This window comes from Fodinicurvata fenggangensis DSM 21160 (genome assembly GCF_000686045.1).
Classification (GTDB): domain Bacteria; phylum Pseudomonadota; class Alphaproteobacteria; order Kiloniellales; family DSM-21159; genus Fodinicurvata; species Fodinicurvata fenggangensis.
Map to the genome: position 1 here is coordinate 1 of NZ_JMLV01000014.1, position 15,066 is coordinate 15,066.

18 protein-coding genes are annotated in these 15,066 nt (G+C 64.7%); 5 read left to right on the forward strand and 13 right to left on the reverse strand.

The features are described 5' to 3' along the window. A partial coding sequence (locus BP38_RS0115655; protein ID WP_026988505.1) for a transposase occupies positions 1-297 on the forward strand: 297 nt, incomplete at its 5' end. A 12-nt stretch (positions 298-309) separates the two neighbouring features. On the opposite strand, the gene BP38_RS0115660 is transcribed toward BP38_RS0115655, so the two are convergent. The 7 genes from BP38_RS0115660 to BP38_RS0115690 form a co-directional block, all read right to left on the reverse strand. Further along, complete coding sequence (locus BP38_RS0115660; protein WP_026988506.1) at positions 310-651, reverse strand: helix-turn-helix transcriptional regulator; 342 nt, start codon at positions 649-651, stop codon at positions 310-312. Positions 652-702: 51 nt separating this feature from the next. Then, a complete protein-coding gene (locus BP38_RS0115665) occupies positions 703-1,089 on the reverse strand; it encodes a DoxX family protein (RefSeq protein ID WP_026988507.1) in 387 nt (128 codons plus the stop codon). Between the two features lie 102 nt (positions 1,090-1,191). Then, complete coding sequence (locus BP38_RS0115670) at positions 1,192-1,428, reverse strand: DUF2061 domain-containing protein (protein WP_026988508.1); 237 nt, start codon at positions 1,426-1,428, stop codon at positions 1,192-1,194. 169 nt (positions 1,429-1,597) lie between these two features. Then, positions 1,598-3,481, reverse strand: coding sequence for a cobaltochelatase subunit CobT (gene cobT, locus BP38_RS0115675; protein WP_026988509.1), 1,884 nt, complete (start codon positions 3,479-3,481; stop codon positions 1,598-1,600). Between the two features lie 24 nt (positions 3,482-3,505). Next, positions 3,506-4,507, reverse strand: coding sequence for a cobaltochelatase subunit CobS (gene cobS / locus BP38_RS0115680; protein ID WP_211250362.1), 1,002 nt, complete (start codon positions 4,505-4,507; stop codon positions 3,506-3,508). Positions 4,508-4,560: 53 nt separating this feature from the next. Then, positions 4,561-5,160 carry a J domain-containing protein gene (locus BP38_RS0115685; protein ID WP_051609449.1) on the reverse strand — a complete coding sequence of 200 codons (600 nt, stop codon included), beginning with the start codon at positions 5,158-5,160 and terminating at the stop codon, positions 4,561-4,563. A 67-nt stretch (positions 5,161-5,227) separates the two neighbouring features. Continuing rightward, complete coding sequence (locus BP38_RS0115690; protein WP_035725565.1) at positions 5,228-6,133, reverse strand: DMT family transporter; 906 nt, start codon at positions 6,131-6,133, stop codon at positions 5,228-5,230. 110 nt (positions 6,134-6,243) lie between these two features. On the opposite strand from BP38_RS0115690, the gene BP38_RS0115695 reads away from it, so the two are divergent. Then, positions 6,244-6,561 carry a BolA family protein gene (locus tag BP38_RS0115695; RefSeq protein ID WP_245602436.1) on the forward strand — a complete coding sequence of 106 codons (318 nt, stop codon included), beginning with the start codon at positions 6,244-6,246 and terminating at the stop codon, positions 6,559-6,561. A gap of 96 nt (positions 6,562-6,657) precedes the next feature. Here the strand turns inward: BP38_RS0115695 and BP38_RS21035 are convergent, their stop codons facing one another. From BP38_RS21035 to BP38_RS0115725, 6 genes are all read right to left on the reverse strand, one after another. Further along, positions 6,658-7,341, reverse strand: a complete 684-nt coding sequence (locus BP38_RS21035; protein ID WP_035725566.1) for a CsgG/HfaB family protein — start codon at positions 7,339-7,341, stop codon at positions 6,658-6,660. 146 nt (positions 7,342-7,487) lie between these two features. Further along, entirely contained in the window at positions 7,488-8,033 is a 546-nt protein-coding gene (locus BP38_RS0115705) for a DUF2889 domain-containing protein (RefSeq protein WP_026988514.1), read from the reverse strand. Positions 8,034-8,122: 89 nt separating this feature from the next. Beyond that, entirely contained in the window at positions 8,123-8,578 is a 456-nt protein-coding gene (locus tag BP38_RS0115710; RefSeq protein ID WP_026988515.1) for a CBS domain-containing protein, read from the reverse strand. 137 nt (positions 8,579-8,715) lie between these two features. Continuing rightward, on the reverse strand, positions 8,716-10,014 hold the full coding sequence (locus tag BP38_RS0115715) for an HlyC/CorC family transporter (protein WP_026988516.1): 1,299 nt from the start codon (positions 10,012-10,014) through the stop codon (positions 8,716-8,718). A gap of 43 nt (positions 10,015-10,057) precedes the next feature. Beyond that, positions 10,058-11,191 (reverse strand): 3-dehydroquinate synthase, encoded by a 1,134-nt coding sequence (aroB, locus tag BP38_RS0115720; RefSeq protein ID WP_026988517.1) that lies wholly within the window; start codon positions 11,189-11,191, stop codon positions 10,058-10,060. Beyond that, positions 11,178-11,771, reverse strand: coding sequence for a shikimate kinase (locus BP38_RS0115725; RefSeq protein ID WP_026988518.1), 594 nt, complete (start codon positions 11,769-11,771; stop codon positions 11,178-11,180). Before BP38_RS0115725 ends, aroB begins: the two co-directional genes overlap by 14 nt. Positions 11,772-11,984: 213 nt before the next feature. On the opposite strand from BP38_RS0115725, the gene BP38_RS22920 reads away from it, so the two are divergent. From BP38_RS22920 to xerD, 3 genes are read left to right on the forward strand one after another with little or no spacing between them, the layout of a single operon-like run. Further along, complete coding sequence (locus BP38_RS22920) at positions 11,985-12,125, forward strand: hypothetical protein (RefSeq protein ID WP_169737843.1); 141 nt, start codon at positions 11,985-11,987, stop codon at positions 12,123-12,125. Beyond that, entirely contained in the window at positions 12,115-14,010 is a 1,896-nt protein-coding gene (locus tag BP38_RS0115735; RefSeq protein WP_026988519.1) for a hypothetical protein, read from the forward strand. Before BP38_RS22920 ends, BP38_RS0115735 begins: the two co-directional genes overlap by 11 nt. Positions 14,011-14,033: 23 nt before the next feature. Further along, positions 14,034-14,996: a site-specific tyrosine recombinase XerD gene (gene xerD / locus BP38_RS21040; protein WP_035725568.1), complete on the forward strand. Its 963-nt coding sequence runs from the start codon at positions 14,034-14,036 to the stop codon at positions 14,994-14,996. Positions 14,997-15,066 lie beyond the last annotated feature (70 nt).

A 15,066-nucleotide genomic window follows, 5' to 3' on the forward strand; every position in this document is an offset into this window, starting at 1 on the left:
CTCGCGCCCAGCCTGCAGCCAGGCGATGTGGTCGTCCTCGACAACCTCTCCAGCCATAAAAGTCCAAAGGCTGCCCAAACACTGCGGGATGTCGGTGCCTGGTTCCTGTTCCTGCCGCCCTACAGCCCCGATCTCAATCCCATCGAGATGGCGTTCTCAAAGTTGAAAACCCTGATCCGCAAGACCGCCGCCCGCTCATACGACGAACTCTGGCAGGCCGTCGGCCATGTCTGCGACCTCTTCACCGAGGAGGAATGCACCAACTTCTTCAGGGCTGCCGGATATGAAATCAATTAAACGCGACAGGCTTTAAACCAGATCGTCGACGGATACTCCGAGTGCCTCGGCCAGCTTTCGGATTGTCTCGACCGACCCGGAATTCCGTCCGGCTTCTATCTCGGTGATCTGAACGCGATTGACGTCTGACGCCTCGGCCAGTGCGGTCTGTGTCATGGCGCGCCAATCGCGAAAGACACGTAGAGGGCTCTCGCCATCGATGATGCGGTTGGCGTATTCAGCCGGGATGAGTTCGTCCTGTCCGTTGGCAAGACGGGCAATTGCGCGATCATAGGCGGCACTGTCGGCGGCGTCTTCAGCGAGCCTGAGGAGGCGCTCATACTCTTCGCGGGGAATGGTCACGGTGTCAGTCATCGTAAACACTTCCTCTCGGGCCTATTTCGAGCACGGCTAACAGCGAGCCGTTTATCTCCTGCGCAGGGCGTCGAGGCTCCAGGGGCCCGGGCCGGCAAAGACGAGGTAGAGGAAGATGAAGCAGTAGAGGATGGCGGCATCGCCGCCGTTGTTGACGGGGAAGACGTCCCGGGGCGCATGCGCGATCCAGTAGGCGGCGGCCATCAGGCCGGAGGCCAGGAACGCCGCCGGCCGGGTGAAGAGACCCACGACCAGCAGGGCGCCGCAGAACAGCTCGATGGTGCCGGAAATCCATGAGAGGGTGAAGGGCGCGGCCGTGCTTTCACTGGGCGGAAAGCCCAGCAGCTTCTGGGTGCCATGGGCCAGGAAGATGAGGGCCGTCACGATCCGCAGGATGCTGAGCATACGCGGCGTCCAGGCGTTCAGGTCTTTTTCCATGGCGTGTCTCCTCAGGAAAACAAAACTGTCCTGACAGCATAGCCTATCGATAAGGCTTATGCTTTGGGAAGACGCCTTTTTAGATGCGCAATCTTGTTGGAATTATGCATGTGCGCGGGTGTGCTGGCCGGTGAGGCCTTCCCTCTGCATTTCCTGGCGGCGGCCCAGGCGTTTCCAAACGCGCTCGTGGAAGAAGTAGAGGACCGTGTTGGCCAGGGGCTCGATGAGCGCGATGCCACTGGCGATCGCGAGAGAGCCGGTCAGGGCGAACGCGATGCTGAATCCCACCAGAATGTGGAAGAAGCCGTAGCTGAGTGTCTTGGCCAGATCGCGTTTCATGGGTGTCACCTTGAACTCACTTTCATTGCTTAGAATGATTATAAGAACGACTTGCAAATAGTCAAGGGAGTCACGGCATGACAATGCAGGAAAGTTGGTGCCCTGTGGTGTGGCCTCGGAACCCCGCCGGCGGCCATACCGGCTCGACGGCCGGCAGGAGCGGGAGGAGTCAGCCGGCGCGGCGTTTCTGGGCCTTGCGTTGCCGTGCGTCCTGGATCTCCGGCTCGTCGAAGAGTTCGGCCAGGCGTTCCAGCATGGCGCCGCCAAGCTGTTCGGCGTCGACGATGGTGACCGCCCGCTTGTAGTAGCGCGTGACGTCATGGCCGATGCCGATGGCGGTCAACTGCACGGGGCTGCGGGTCTCGATGTACTCGATGACCTCGCGCAGGTGCTTTTCCAGGTAGTTGCCGGGATTGACCGACAGGGTGGAGTCATCCACCGGCGCCCCGTCGGAGATCACCATCAGGACGCGCCGGGCCTCGGGTCGGGCGATCAGGCGATTGTGCGCCCATAGCAGGGCCTCGCCGTCGATGTTCTCCTTCAGGATGCCTTCGCGCAGCATCAGGCCCAGGTTCTTGCGCGCGCGGCGCCAGGGGTCGTCGGCGGACTTGTAGACGATGTGGCGCAGGTCGTTGAGACGCCCGGGCAGGGCCGGCTTGCCCGCCGAAACCCAGCGCTCGCGCGCCTGGCCGCCCTTCCACATGCGGGTGGTGAAGCCCAGTACCTCGACCTTCACCCCACAGCGTTCCAGCGTGCGTGCCAGGATGTCGGCGCTCATGGCCGCGACCGAGATCGGCCGGCCGCGCATGGACCCGGAGTTGTCGATCAGCAGGGTGACGACGGTGTCCCGGAAATCGGTGTCCTTCTCGTGCTTGTAGGTCAGCGAGTGCGTCGGGTCGGCGATGATGCGCGCCAGGCGCGCCGAATCCAGCAGGCCTTCCTCGAGATTGAATTCCCAGGCGCGGGTCTGCTTGGCCATCAGGCGCCTTTGCAGGCGATTGGCCAGGCGCGCGATGACGCCCTGAAGGTGGGCCAACTGCTGGTCCAGGAGCTGGCGCAGGCGCTGCAGCTCGTCGGGATCGCAGAGCGAGGCCGCATCCACCACCTCGTCGAATTCCGTGGTGAAGGCGCGGTAGGCTTCCTGGGGAATGGAGTTGCGGCGGTCGTCCCACTCGGGCGGACGGTTCGGGCTGCCCGGTTCCTCGGCGCCCTCGCCCTCGTCGGTCTCGCCTTCGCTTTCGACGGCCTCCTCGCCCTCCTGGCCTTCACCGCTGTCCTGGTCCTCCATTTCGCTGCTCTGGCTGCTTTCGGACTCGTCGGAGTCCTCCTCGCCGCCTTCGCCGCGGGTCTGGTTGTCGTCGCCGGCGTTGTCCTGGCCTTCCTGTTCGCTTTCGCTCTGGTCCTCGTTGGGCTCGGGCTCGCTGCCGGCATCCATGTCCAGGTGCTGCAGCATCTGGCGGACCTGGCGGGCGTACTCCTCCTGGTCGCCGGCTGTTTGCTGCAGGGCATCGATGTCGCGGAAGATCTGCGGGTCCAGATGGTTGCGCCAGCTTTCCACCAGCCGCTGGGCCGAAGGGGGCAGCGGCTTGCTGGATATGGCCTCACGCGCCATCAGGCGCAGGACCTCGGAGAGCGGAACGTCGTTGTGGTCGCTGACCTGGTTCAGCCCCCGGCTGCGGTAATTCTCCTCGAGGGCCGCATCCAGGTTGAGCGTGCAGCCGCTCATGCGCCGCATGCCGAGCGCTTCGCAGCGGGCCTGTTCGACGGCATCGAAGACGCTGCGGGCCTCGCCGTCGGTCGGCTGCTGTGCGGCATGTACCCCACTGTCGTGATGGCGCAGGCGCAGGGCGATGGAGTCGGCCTCGCCCCGGACCAGGGCGATGTCCTCGGGCGGCAGGTCGCGTGCCGGCATGGGCAGCCGTGCCTCCGTGCCCTGCAGGCCACGACCCGACGGCGAGAAGTTCGCCGTGATGTCGTCGCGTTCCGCGATCGCCCGCATGGTTGCGGAGGTCACGCGCTTGAACCGCTCGATGGGGGAATCACCCGAACTCATGCTGCTCTCCGTCCCTCAAGCCCCTCAGACCAGGGTGGCCTGGACACCGGTTTCGGGCAGCTCCGTGCCGAAGCAGCGCTGGTAGTACTCGGCCACCGTGGTGCGTTCGATCTCGTCGCACTTGTTGAGGAAAGTCACCCGGAAGGCGAAGCCCACGTCATTGAAGATCTCGGCGTTCTCGGCCCAGGTGAGGACGGTGCGCGGGCTCATCACCGTAGAGATATCGCCGTTGATGAAGCCGCTGCGGGTCAGGTCCGCCACGGCCACCATGGCGCGCACGCGCTCGCGGCCTTCCTTGCTGTCATAGCCCGGCAGCTTGTTGAGGACGATCTCTTCCTCGGCATCGTGCTCCAGGTAGTTGAGCGTGGCGACGATGTTCCAGCGGTCCATCTGGCCCTGGTTGATCTGCTGCGTGCCGTGATAGAGGCCGGTGGTGTCGCCCAGGCCGATGGTGTTGGCCGTGGCGAACAGGCGGAAGGCCGGATGCGGTCGGATGACCTTGTTCTGGTCCAGCAGGGTCAGCTTGCCTTCGACCTCGAGCACGCGCTGGATCACGAACATGACGTCGGCGCGGCCGGCGTCATACTCGTCGAAGACCAGGGCGGTGGGGTTCTGCAGCGCCCAGGGCAGCAGGCCTTCGCGGAACTCGGTAACCTGCTTGCCGTCCTTGAGCACGATGGCGTCCTTGCCGATCAGGTCGATGCGGCTGACGTGGCTGTCCAGGTTGATGCGAACCGTCGGCCAGTTCAGGCGGGCGGCCACCTGCTCGATATGGGTGGACTTGCCGGTGCCGTGATAGCCCTGGATCATGACGCGGCGGTTGTAGGCAAAACCGGCCAGGATGGCGAGCGTGGTGTCACGGTCGAAGCGATAGGTGGAATCGCTGTCGGGCACGTAGTCGCATTCCTGGGAAAAGGCCGGCACCATCATGTCGCTGTCGATGCCGAAGGTCTGGCGCACGGAGACCTTGATGTCGGGTGCGCCCTTCGGCATTTCGCTGGCGCCGTTCTCTGTCATTTCGGACATGATACTGATTTTTCCTTGGACTTTCTGTTGTGACTCAAGTTGGTGCGTGGCCCTTAGAGATAAAGGGCCTTGAGGATACCGTAGGCCTCGTTCACGGCCTTCATGCGATTCTCGGCGACCTTGTCCCCGCCGTTGGTGTCCGGGTGCAGGCTTTTCACCAACTCCCGATAGCGCTTGCGTATGGCCGCCCAGGTAACAGGTGCGGACAGTCCCATGGCTTCCAGGGCGCGGTCCCGGTCAGAGACGGGCTGGGCTCCGGCCTGTTCGCTCCGGTCGCCGGCGCGATGCCTTTGTCTCTGGCGACGGCGCCGTCCGGCCAGTTCCTCTGCCTGGGCGCGTGCGGCGGCCTCTGCATCGCGCAGGTCCGCAGCGCCACTGCCCACCCGCCAGGTTGGACGATCCCAAGTGTAGGCCTTCAGGCGGTCGGCTTCAATGTCCTGGGGATCCATGTCGCGGTGATAGTCCCAGGCGGCGTTGTAGGCGCGCACATGCTCCAGGCAGAACCAGAGGTACTCGTTCAGCCGGTCGCGCGAGACAGGCGCCCTGTAGTCCCCGGCCGCCCCGCAGTCGGGGTGGTCGCAGACACGAGCCCTCTCGCCAGCCTGCGGCCCATCGGTTTGCAGGCTTTCCATCCGTGGCGTGCGTGACGTCATGCCATGAGTATGAGGCGCACTCCCGGTGCTGACAAGGTGCCGGCCGGCTATCGGCTGCCGTTCGGCTTCATTTCCCCGTCGTCTCCGGTTGGCCCCTCAGATCGGCCATGTTGACCAGGGCCAGTCCGGCCACAATGCCCAGCAGGCCCATCAGCAGGCTGGGTGTCATGGCTTCGCCCAGCAACAGGGCGGAACTGCCCACGCCCACCATGGGGACGCCCAGCAGGCCCAGTGAGGTGGATATGGCCGGCAGGCTGCGCGTGACCGTGATGGTCGCCCAATAACAGAACCCGGTGGCGATGGGACCGTTGTAGGCGATGACAACCCAGGCCTTGGTGGAGAGGTCCGGCCTGTAGTCGCCTTCGAAGACCAGGGCCAGGGCGGTCAGCGGGACCAGGGCCACCATCATCTGCCAGGGGATGACCTGGAGCACCGAGTTGCTCCAGCGGTGGCCGCGCACGTGCAGGATGGCGATGGCCCAGCCGACGGCCGCCAGCATCAGGATCAGGTTGCCGGTGACCACGTCGCGGTCGCTCCAGTCCAGCGCCAGGGGGTTGAAGAGCGCGATCAGGCCGGCCAGGCCAAGCAGCAGTCCGCCCACCTTCAGGCGCGAGGGCCGCTCGCCCAGGATCAGGATGGCGGCCGGTGCGACCCAGAGCGGCGTGGTATAGGCCAGCACCGAGGACCGCCCGGCCTCGACGAACTGCAGGGCGAAGTTGATGGCGCCCAGGAAGAGCGCCACCTGCAACAGCCCCACGGTGAAGATGACCGGCAGGTCGCTGCGGCGCGGAAGGGCAAGCCGGCCCAGGGCGGCCAGCAGCGCCAGCAGGGTCACCATGCCCAGGAACAGGCGGCTGACGGCGAACCAGAAAGGCGGAATACCCTCGTCGAGCCCGATCTTCATGATGGGCCAGTTGCTGCCCCAGAGCAGGATGATCGCTCCGAGCAGGAGGTAGGCGCCACGCAGGGACATGCTTTGTACCCTCAACGCTGATAGCTTGACAGGCGACCGGGGGGTTCCCAGCCTTGCAGGACAGCCGCCCGATGAAAGCGGAAATTGAGCGTTAACGCGGGAAAGCCCAGATGTCCATGCCCACCGACTCCTCCTCCGGCGCCGGGCGCGCGCCTTCCATGAAGCAGCGGATCGAGGATAAGCTGCGTGCCGGCCTGGCGCCCCAGCGCCTGGAGGTCGCCGATGACTCCCACAAGCACGAAGGCCACTCGGGCTGGCAGCCGGGTGGCGAGACGCACTTCCGTGTGGAAGTGGTCTCGCAGGCCTTCGAGGGAGAAAACCGCGTCGCTCGTCAGCGTCGGGTCTATGCCCTGCTGTCCGAGGAGATGGCCGAGCGTATCCACGCCCTTCAGATCAGGACGCTGACTCCGGACGAGGATGCCGGATAGGAAAAGAGCCCTGCCAAGGCTTGGAGCTGCCTCGACAAGGCTCTGATAGGAACGGGCCGCAGGGTAAAGCCTGCGGTCCGGCGTCCTTTTGATTGCTTATGAGCCGAAGGAGCTCATGCGGCTGGGAAAGCCTTCCATGACTTTCGTCACCAGTTCCCGCATCTGCTCTTCCTTGCGCGGGGTCAGGGCCGCACCGGCCAGACCGCCGCCTGCAGCACCAGCCGTGCCGCCGACGATGGCGCCGGTGGTATCGTGTTCGGTCACCGCAGCCCCGGTCACGGCGCCCGCAGCAGCACCGAGGAAGGCGCCCACGGCCTGGTTCATGCCATCACCCGTGGTACCGGAGCCCGAACCGGTCCAGACAATCTCGGCTGTCTGCACGTCCACCGCCCGTGCGCTGAGGCTCATGTCCTCCCTATAGCTCGGGATGCTGATGATCATGGCGAGATCGGTGTTCAGGATGCGGCCGATGCGGGCCGCGCCCGCCGCCGTGGTGCGCTCGCTGAGCTGGAAATCCTGCTCATCGATGATTTCGCGCACACGATCCCGCTCGATCGGCGAATAGCCTTTGCCCATCAGGTCCTGGGTGACCATGTTGCTGACCTGGGTCCGGGCGGCCTCGTTGGCGCCCAGGCCTTCGACGGCCACGACGGCAATGCGCGAACTGTCACGGAAATTGTAGGTCTGGTTGAAGGAACTGCTTCCTTCGGTCTGGGCACAGCCCGTAAGTACTAGTGCCGAGAATAGAATCCCGATCGTGGCGAGAATCCCGTTCCTCATGTTTGCCCCCTGAAACAGAATTGATGATAGCCCAGCAGTATGAAGGGGCGAATTCTCGAGTCAAATCAAATTCCCGCCAGGGCGGTATTCGAAACGGGGGTCGACAAGGGGGTCGTGTCGAGGGGATCGAGTGCAGCGTTTCTGCCTCACTCCCCCGTGTACTGATCCGGCCAAAATTCCTTGACCAGGGGGCCGTCGGCCGAGAAGGCATGGCAGCTGTTGACCAGGTTAGAGCGGCGCGGCTTTCCATCCCGGTTCGAGGGGTCGCTCTTCGAGACATAGGTCTGGTAGGCAACAGTGCCCATGGCGCCCAGCATCTCGGTGATGTGCGTACAGCCGCCGGCGCCGCCGACCGCCTGGCGCAGGGCCTTGCGCCACCCTGGGCCGACCCTGGCTCCGATCAGGTTCCGGTAGTTGGGGGTAACGCCCGGACAGATGGCAAAGGGCGAGGCCGTGGTGTCGGCGGCGATGTCGCGCACCACGAAGTCATCGTCCAGGGTCAGGCGCACGGCCATTTCGTGCAGCGGCTCACCCGGCTGGATGCTGCCCCGATGCTGGTTGTCGAAGGCGTAGTGCTTGGTGTCGACGATGCGCCCCTCGATATCCCAGAGGCCGTCGCTGCGCTGGAAACCCTCGAAGTGATAGCGGCGCGTGTGCAGCGGCTCACGCTCGACTGGCGGAGGAAGCGGCATGCAATCTGATTCCCTGAAAGGCTCGAAATGGACAGAAGGCATAGCGCCGCGCCAGCGGCGACGCAAGACACCGGCCGGAAAGGTGGGACTCAGCCGCCGGCGCCGGTTCCGTAGCCGGTGTCGAACAGCAGGGCGTCGCGTTGCTGCAGGTCTTGCTCCAGTTCTTCCTGCACCGCGGCAAAGAGGTCGCGGATCGAGACGATGCCGATCAGCTTGCCCTTGTCGAGCACAGGCAAGTGGCGATAGCCGCGTCCGCGCATCAAGAGCAGGGCTTCCATGGCCGTAGCATTCGGGGCCAGGGTGTCCGGATCCGGTGTCATCACCTCCTCGAGCGACGTGGTGTCGGGATCGCGCGTAGCGCCCACGACCCGGCGCAAGAGGTCGCGCTCGGTGAAGATGCCGGCCAACTGTTCGTCCTTCATGATCAGGATCGCTCCGATGGAGCGTTCGGTCATGACGGCGGCTGCCGTGCGGACGGTGGTTTCAGGAGAAAAGGTCGTCAGCTTCTGGCTGTTTACGATATCAGGGACTACACGGCGTTGCATGGCGTCCTCCTGTTGCAGGTTTGCCGGGAGGATACCCGGCCAACGCTGGCAACCAGTCTGGAAGCCCTATGAAACGCGGTCAAGCGACATGCGTGTGACGCTCTACTTGCCCCGGGATACCTGCCCCGAGCGCGCCGTCAGCCGCGCTCATCCTCGCTGACCTCGTCCTCGTCGTGGGGCATGACACGCAGCAGGGTGACCTGGTTGCGCTGGCGGCCAAGGATTTCGAATCGGAAGCCGTGGAAGGAGAAGGCCTGGCCGACATCGGGGATGCGCCGGGCCTCGTGCAAAACCAGACCGGCAATGGTGGAGGCCTCGTCATCGGGCAGCTGCCAGTCGCATTGGCGGTTGAGGTCGCGGATGGTGACCGTTCCGGCGACGATGGCCGAGCCATCGCTCTGAACTTCCAGCCCCTCGATATGCAGGTCGTGCTCGTCACTGATGTCGCCGACGATTTCTTCCAGGATATCCTCCAGCGTGACGATGCCGCGCATCTCTCCGTATTCGTCGACGACAGTGGCAAAGTGCTCCTTGCGCGAGCGGAAGGCCTGCAACTGCGAGAGCAGGTCCGTGGATTCGGGGATGAACCAGGGCGTACCGGCGATGGACAGGAAATCCAGCTTCTGGATATCCGGGTCGTCCGCCTGCAAGGCCCGGAAGAGCGCCTTGACGTGGAGCACGCCGACAATGTTCTCCGGCGAATCCTTCCAAAGCGGCAGACGGGTATAGGGACTTTCGCGCACCTGTTCGAGCAGCTTGTCCGGCGGATCATCGGCATTGAGGGTCAGCACGTTGCGCCGATGGACCATGATGTCGGCGACCTCGACATTGGCCAGGTCCAGGATGGAGCGCATCATCTCCCGCTCGTGGCGGCTTTCCTCTTCGTCGGTGCCGGTGTGCAGGTCGATGGCTCCGCGCAGCTCCTCCTCCCAGCGTTCACCGGCATGGCCCGACTCAGGGCCGGCGCCCAGCAGGCTGAGGGCGCGCGTGACCAGGAACTGGACCATCTGAGTGATGGGGCTGAAGAGCACCACGATTACACGCATGACAGGGGCGACGGTGACCGCCGTCTTGTCGGCGTGATGGAGTGCGAAGGTCTTGGGGAGAACCTCGGAGAAGATCAGCACGATGGCGGTCATGCCGAAGGTGGCATAGACCACGCCCGCCTCGCCGAAGAAGTAGATCAGGACCGAGGTGGCGAGCGCCGAGGCCAGAATGTTTACCAGGTTGTTGCCCAGCAGGATGGCGCCCAGCATGCGTTCCTTGCTGTCCCAGAGCTTCAGGACGGTGTTGGCGCCCTTGCTGCCCTGGCGGGCCAGGATGTGAACCCTTGGGCGTGATGCCCCGGTCAGCGCGGTTTCGGACCCTGAGAAGAATCCCGAGATCACCAGGCAGATCACGATGCCCACCAGGCTGAGGATGATGGAGGTTTCCATGGTTATGATCGGTCCGTTGCAGAGCTTCTATGAGAGCCAGGTATCAGCTTTGAATCACGGCTGTTTGTGAGATTTCCTCGGCCAGCAGCTGCAGGATGTCCTCCTCGCGCACCTCCTGGGTCAGGAAGGCCTGGCCGATGCCGCGGGCCAGGACCAGTGTCATACGGCCATCCGCTACCTTCTTGTCCTTGCGCATGTGCTCCAGCAGGACTTCCGGGGTCCAGCTGCGCTGGGCCAGTCGCTCGAAGCTTGTCGGCAGGCCGACGGCAGCCAGGTGGCGGCGCACGCGATCCGCGTCCTCGGCCGGGCAAAGCCCCAGCTGGGCGGAAAGCTCGAAAGCCAGGACCATGCCGATGGCCACGGCTTCGCCATGCAGCAGGTCGCCGTCGTAGCGGCACTCGGCCTCCAGTGCATGGCCGAAGGTATGTCCGAGATTCAGCAGGGCGCGCACGCCGCCTTCGCGTTCGTCAGCAGCCACGATCCGAGCCTTGCTGGCACAGGAAGTCAGGATGGCGTGGCTGCGGGCCGCCGGATCGCCGGCAATCAGGCGACGGCCATGCCCCTCAAGCCAGGTAAAGAAGGCCGGGTCGTCGATCAGGCCGTATTTCACCGCCTCGGCATAGCCGGCCAGCAATTCCCGCCGGGACAGGCTGGTCAGCACCTCGGTGTCTGCCAGCACCAACCGAGGCTGGTGAAAGCTGCCCACCAGGTTCTTGCCCTGGGCGGTGTTGATCCCGGTCTTGCCGCCCACGGAGGAATCCACCTGGGCCAGCAGGGTGGTGGGGATCTGGATGAAGGGTGTGCCGCGCAGAAGGATGGCGGAGGCAAAGCCGGTCAGGTCACCGACGACGCCACCGCCAAGGGCGATCAGGGGGGTTTTGCGCTCCACCCCGGCCTGGAGCAGGCGCTCGCAGAGTTTTTCCAGGTGGCTGAACGACTTCGTGGCCTCGCCCGCGGGTACGACAAAGGCCTCGAAGGCGATGCCCTCGCTTTCCAGGGAACGCTGCAGGCTGGCCAGGTGCAATTCGGCCAGTGTTTCGTCGGTGACGATCATCACCTTGCGCCGCCCCGCGACTTCGGCGATGTGCCGCCCGGCCAGGGCCAGCAGCCCTTCGCCCACCAGGATGTCGTAGCTGCGCTCTCCCAGCTCAACGGGCAGGCGTTCAGGCACGTTCAAGGGGGTCCTCCTTCGTTCGGGCCGCCTGTTCCAGGCTGGCAACCACTTCGTCGACCGTGGCGTCGATGGGGCCCTCGCGGCTTTCCACCGTGATGTCGGCCTCGGCATAAACCGGATAGCGAGTCTCGATCAGGTCTGCAAGGACTTGGCGGTGGTTGCCCTTCTTCAGCAGGGGACGGTTGTCCCGCTTGGATGTGCGGCGCGCCAGGACATCCAGTTCGGCTCGAAGCCATACGGCCAGGCCGTGTTCATGGATCTCCGCGCGGGTTTCAGGGTTCATGAAGGCGCCGCCCCCCGTGGCAATCACTGCCGGTTCGTCTGTCCTGAGCAGCCGTGCGATTACCTTGCGCTCGCCGGTGCGGAAAGCCTCCTCGCCGTCGCGGGCGAAGATTTCGGGAATGCTGCACCCGGCCGCGGCCTCGATCTCGCTGTCGGCATCGATGAAGGCCAGGCCATAGCGTGCGGCCAGGCGACGGCCCACGCAGGACTTGCCGGCTCCCATCAGGCCGACCAGCACGATCTTGTTGACGCCCTTGCGTTCCAGGATTTCGGGCAACCGGGGATCCGGGCCAGAGTTCATGTTCGTCTGCCTCCCGCAGATGTTGCGTCAGCGTTGCGTGACCTGTGCTTCACCGATATCTTGTCCCGACGTTCTTGGCAGGGGTATGCCGCAGTTTGGCCACAGTCAAAACCTAGCATCCTGGATCACTATCCATCATTCTGGCCTGCAAGAGACAGGCTATCGGTGAGTCTGAAAAACTTCACCTTTCCATCAATACATCGGGAAGTCCTTATGGGTCGAGTCGGCGTCGTACTTATTCTTCTCTTGCTTCTTCTCATCGGCGGGGGAGCGGTGGCCCTGATGGCCGTGGATATTCCGCCGCCCACCGAAACGATCGAGAAGGAAGTGCCGGAGGGGCGTTTTGACCGTTGAGGTTAACCTTCCCCTCGCCGGCCTGTCACGCACAGCACAGCGCGTGGCCCTGGCAGCAGGCCTGGGGCTGGTGGTGCTGTGCGCGGGATCGGCGGTCCTGGCCCAGGACGGGCCGCGCAACCTGTTCCCGGAGGGTGAGTCATCGCCTACGGAACGGACGGCGCCTAACCGTGAGCGTTCGCTCGACAGCTGGTCCCTGCCGGAGTCGGGCAGGGACTACGAGACAGACCGCAGCGACGCGCCTGAGCAGGCGCGCCCGGACGATGAAGGATTCGGCAACGAGAACAGTTGGCGCAGCCCGGAGCGTTCCACTCAACCCAGTGGCCCCACCGAGGGGCAGGCGCGGTTGCGGGGCGGCATTCTGGTCGATGAACTTGACGCGCGATTTCCCGAGACGCTGGGCCCGCTGACAGCGGGGAACGGGGGACTGGGCCTGGATCTCTGGCAAGGCAGCCGCCGCGGGGACATCATAGAACTGCTGCGCGAGCAGCCGCGTGGCCAGCGCAATCCCGTTGCGCGCGACCTGCTGCGCCGACTGCTGCTGTCCTCGGCGCAGCCGCCGCGCGAAGAGGGCCGCGGCGGCGAAGAGCCAGAACTTCTGGAAGCGCGCGCCCATCTGCTGATGGCCTTGGGCGAATACGACAACCTGGTGAATCTGCTGGTCCAGATACCGGGCCTCGAGAAGGCTCCGGATCTGGCCCGTCTGCAGGTGGAAGCGGCCGTGCTGGCCGCCGAGCCCGAGGCGGCCTGCCCGATGGTGCGCCGCGCGCTGTCCCTGCATCGCAGCCAGCCTTTCTGGCCCAAGGCGCAGATCTATTGCCAGATATACAATGGAGAAAAGAGCGCTGCCGGTATCGGCATTGGCCTGCAGCGTGAGGTTGGCAATACCGATACGGGTTTCCTGAACCTGGCAGACGCCTCTCTGGGCGTGGGCGAGGTGCCGCGACTTTCCCAGCCTTCGGCCCTGGATCTGGCCTTGCTGCGCTGGATGGAGGCTGGTGACGCACTGGTTACAGAAAGGCTTGAACCTTCGCTCATGGCTGGGGCCGTCATGCTTCAAGGACTGGAAGCCGACCAGCGCCGCCGCCTGGCCGAGGAGGCCGCCCGCCGCGGTGTCCTGCCTCTGCGGCTCTTGGGCGAGGCCTACACCGCGTCTCCTTCGCAGGGTGAGATCGACAATCCCTTGCGGCAAGCCAACCAGGCCGAGGGTGCGGCGGCGCGCGCCCTTTACTATCAGGTCCTTCGCCGTGCCACGACACCCGAAGCCCGGGGAGAAGCCCTTCAGGCACTGATGGATTCGGCGCGCCAGGCGGGCCTGGAGTCACAGATCGCTGAAATCGCGCTGCCGGCTCTGGAGCAGCTGAATCCGGAACCGGCTGTCGCTTGGCTGGCGCCGACCGCGGTGCGGGTTGCCCTGTTGACCGGTCGTTTCGAACGGGCACAGGCCTGGACGGATATGGCACGGCGTACCGGAAGCGGATCCGAGGCACGCGCGGCCCTGACGGAACTCTGGCCCCTGTTCCGGTTGGCCGGGTTGGACGGCCTTGAACCCGGCATGACCAGCACCGATTGGGCGGAAGCGCGCATTTCGCGTGGCGCCGGCCGCGAGGGGACACGTGCCCTGTTGCAGTTCTATGAGCGCGCGCAGGTAGCGGTGTCCGGGCGCGGAGGACTGGAGAACGCCAACGCGCGTCTGCGTGGGGCCGTTCGTGAGGACCGGCGAGGGGAGGGCTTGCTGCTCAGCCTGCAGGCTTTCGGGCAGGGGCGTTTGACGGAGGTTTCACCACGCCCCCTGACCGAAGCCCTGGCGGCCCTTTCCCAACTGGGCTTTTCGCGCGAAGCACGGCTGCTGGCCATGGACGCTCTGGTCGCGCGCGGGCTCTAGAGTGTACGAAGGCGGCTGAGGGCATGGCACGCAAACCCGGACGCAAGGCTGCTGCCGTTTCCCTGTCGCCCTCACTGGAAAGTTTCCTGGAAATGCTGGTGGCCGAGCGCGGCGCCAGCCTGAATACACTGGAGGCCTATCGTCGTGACCTCTGCGACCTGGAAGGCTTCCTATCCGCACGAGGTGTCGCGCTTCAGGATGCCGATGGCGAGGACCTGCGCGCCTATCTCACCCGCTTGTCCGAAGCCGGAATGGCGCCACGCACCTCTGCCCGGCGCCTGTCCAGCCTGCGCCAGTACTTTCATTTCCTGTTTACCGAAGGACAGCGCGGGGACGATCCGGCGCTGAAGCTGGAATCGCCGCGTCAGGGCCGGGCCCTGCCCAAGGTCCTGGAGGAAGCCGAGGTGGATCGCCTGTTGACGGCAGCCCAGGAAGGCGGGAAGCCCGAAGACCTGAGGCTCAATCTGTTGCTGGAACTGCTCTATGCCACAGGCATGCGTGTCAGCGAACTGATCGCACTGCCCTATGCCGCGGTGGCGCGCGAGCCCAAGGTGATGATCGTCCAAGGTAAGGGCGGACGTGAACGTATGGTGCCACTCAACGAATCAGCAGCGGACGCGCTGGCGGCCTACAAGGCCGTGCGTGAACACTTCCTGCGTCGGCCGGGCCAGGAACGATGGCTGTTCCCCTCGCGCTCGGCCAGCGGGCACCTGACCCGGCATCGGGTCGGACAGATGCTCAAGGAGCTTGCGGTGGCTGCCGGCATCAGTCCCTCCCGGGTCTCACCGCACGTCCTGCGCCATGCCTTTGCCAGCCACCTGCTGGCCCATGGCGCCGACCTGCGCTCGGTCCAGCAGATGCTGGGGCATGCCGACATTTCGACCACCCAGATCTATACCCATGTGCTGAACGAACGCCTGAAAACACTGGTGCATGGCCATCATCCCCTGGCCCGGGACAGGGACGAGCCGGACCGGAACGGTTGAAATTGGTATTACCACTTGCTAAACGCGACAGAAATCGGATCGCGTGCGATAACAGAAGTACTGTCTCCAC

Bases quoted from the DNA above. Each gene is read 5' to 3' on its own strand.
- BP38_RS0115715 (WP_026988516.1), bottom strand. From the start codon at position 10,014: ATGGAAACCTCCATCATCCTCAGCCTGGTGGGCATCGTGATCTGCCTG.
- BP38_RS0115685 (WP_051609449.1), bottom strand. From the start codon at position 5,160: ATGACGTCACGCACGCCACGGATGGAAAGCCTGCAAACCGATGGGCCG.
- BP38_RS0115705 (WP_026988514.1), bottom strand. From the start codon at position 8,033: ATGCCGCTTCCTCCGCCAGTCGAGCGTGAGCCGCTGCACACGCGCCGC.
- cobS (WP_211250362.1), bottom strand. From the start codon at position 4,507: ATGTCCGAAATGACAGAGAACGGCGCCAGCGAAATGCCGAAGGGCGCA.
- BP38_RS0115660 (WP_026988506.1), bottom strand. From the start codon at position 651: ATGACTGACACCGTGACCATTCCCCGCGAAGAGTATGAGCGCCTCCTC.
- BP38_RS0115725 (WP_026988518.1), bottom strand. From the start codon at position 11,771: ATGAACTCTGGCCCGGATCCCCGGTTGCCCGAAATCCTGGAACGCAAG.
- BP38_RS21035 (WP_035725566.1), bottom strand. From the start codon at position 7,341: ATGAGGAACGGGATTCTCGCCACGATCGGGATTCTATTCTCGGCACTA.
- BP38_RS0115670 (WP_026988508.1), bottom strand. From the start codon at position 1,428: ATGAAACGCGATCTGGCCAAGACACTCAGCTACGGCTTCTTCCACATT.
- BP38_RS0115695 (WP_245602436.1), top strand. From the start codon at position 6,244: ATGTCCATGCCCACCGACTCCTCCTCCGGCGCCGGGCGCGCGCCTTCC.
- xerD (WP_035725568.1), top strand. From the start codon at position 14,034: ATGGCACGCAAACCCGGACGCAAGGCTGCTGCCGTTTCCCTGTCGCCC.
- BP38_RS0115710 (WP_026988515.1), bottom strand. From the start codon at position 8,578: ATGCAACGCCGTGTAGTCCCTGATATCGTAAACAGCCAGAAGCTGACG.
- BP38_RS0115665 (WP_026988507.1), bottom strand. From the start codon at position 1,089: ATGGAAAAAGACCTGAACGCCTGGACGCCGCGTATGCTCAGCATCCTG.
- cobT (WP_026988509.1), bottom strand. From the start codon at position 3,481: ATGAGTTCGGGTGATTCCCCCATCGAGCGGTTCAAGCGCGTGACCTCC.
- BP38_RS0115690 (WP_035725565.1), bottom strand. From the start codon at position 6,133: ATGTCCCTGCGTGGCGCCTACCTCCTGCTCGGAGCGATCATCCTGCTC.
- BP38_RS22920 (WP_169737843.1), top strand. From the start codon at position 11,985: ATGGGTCGAGTCGGCGTCGTACTTATTCTTCTCTTGCTTCTTCTCATC.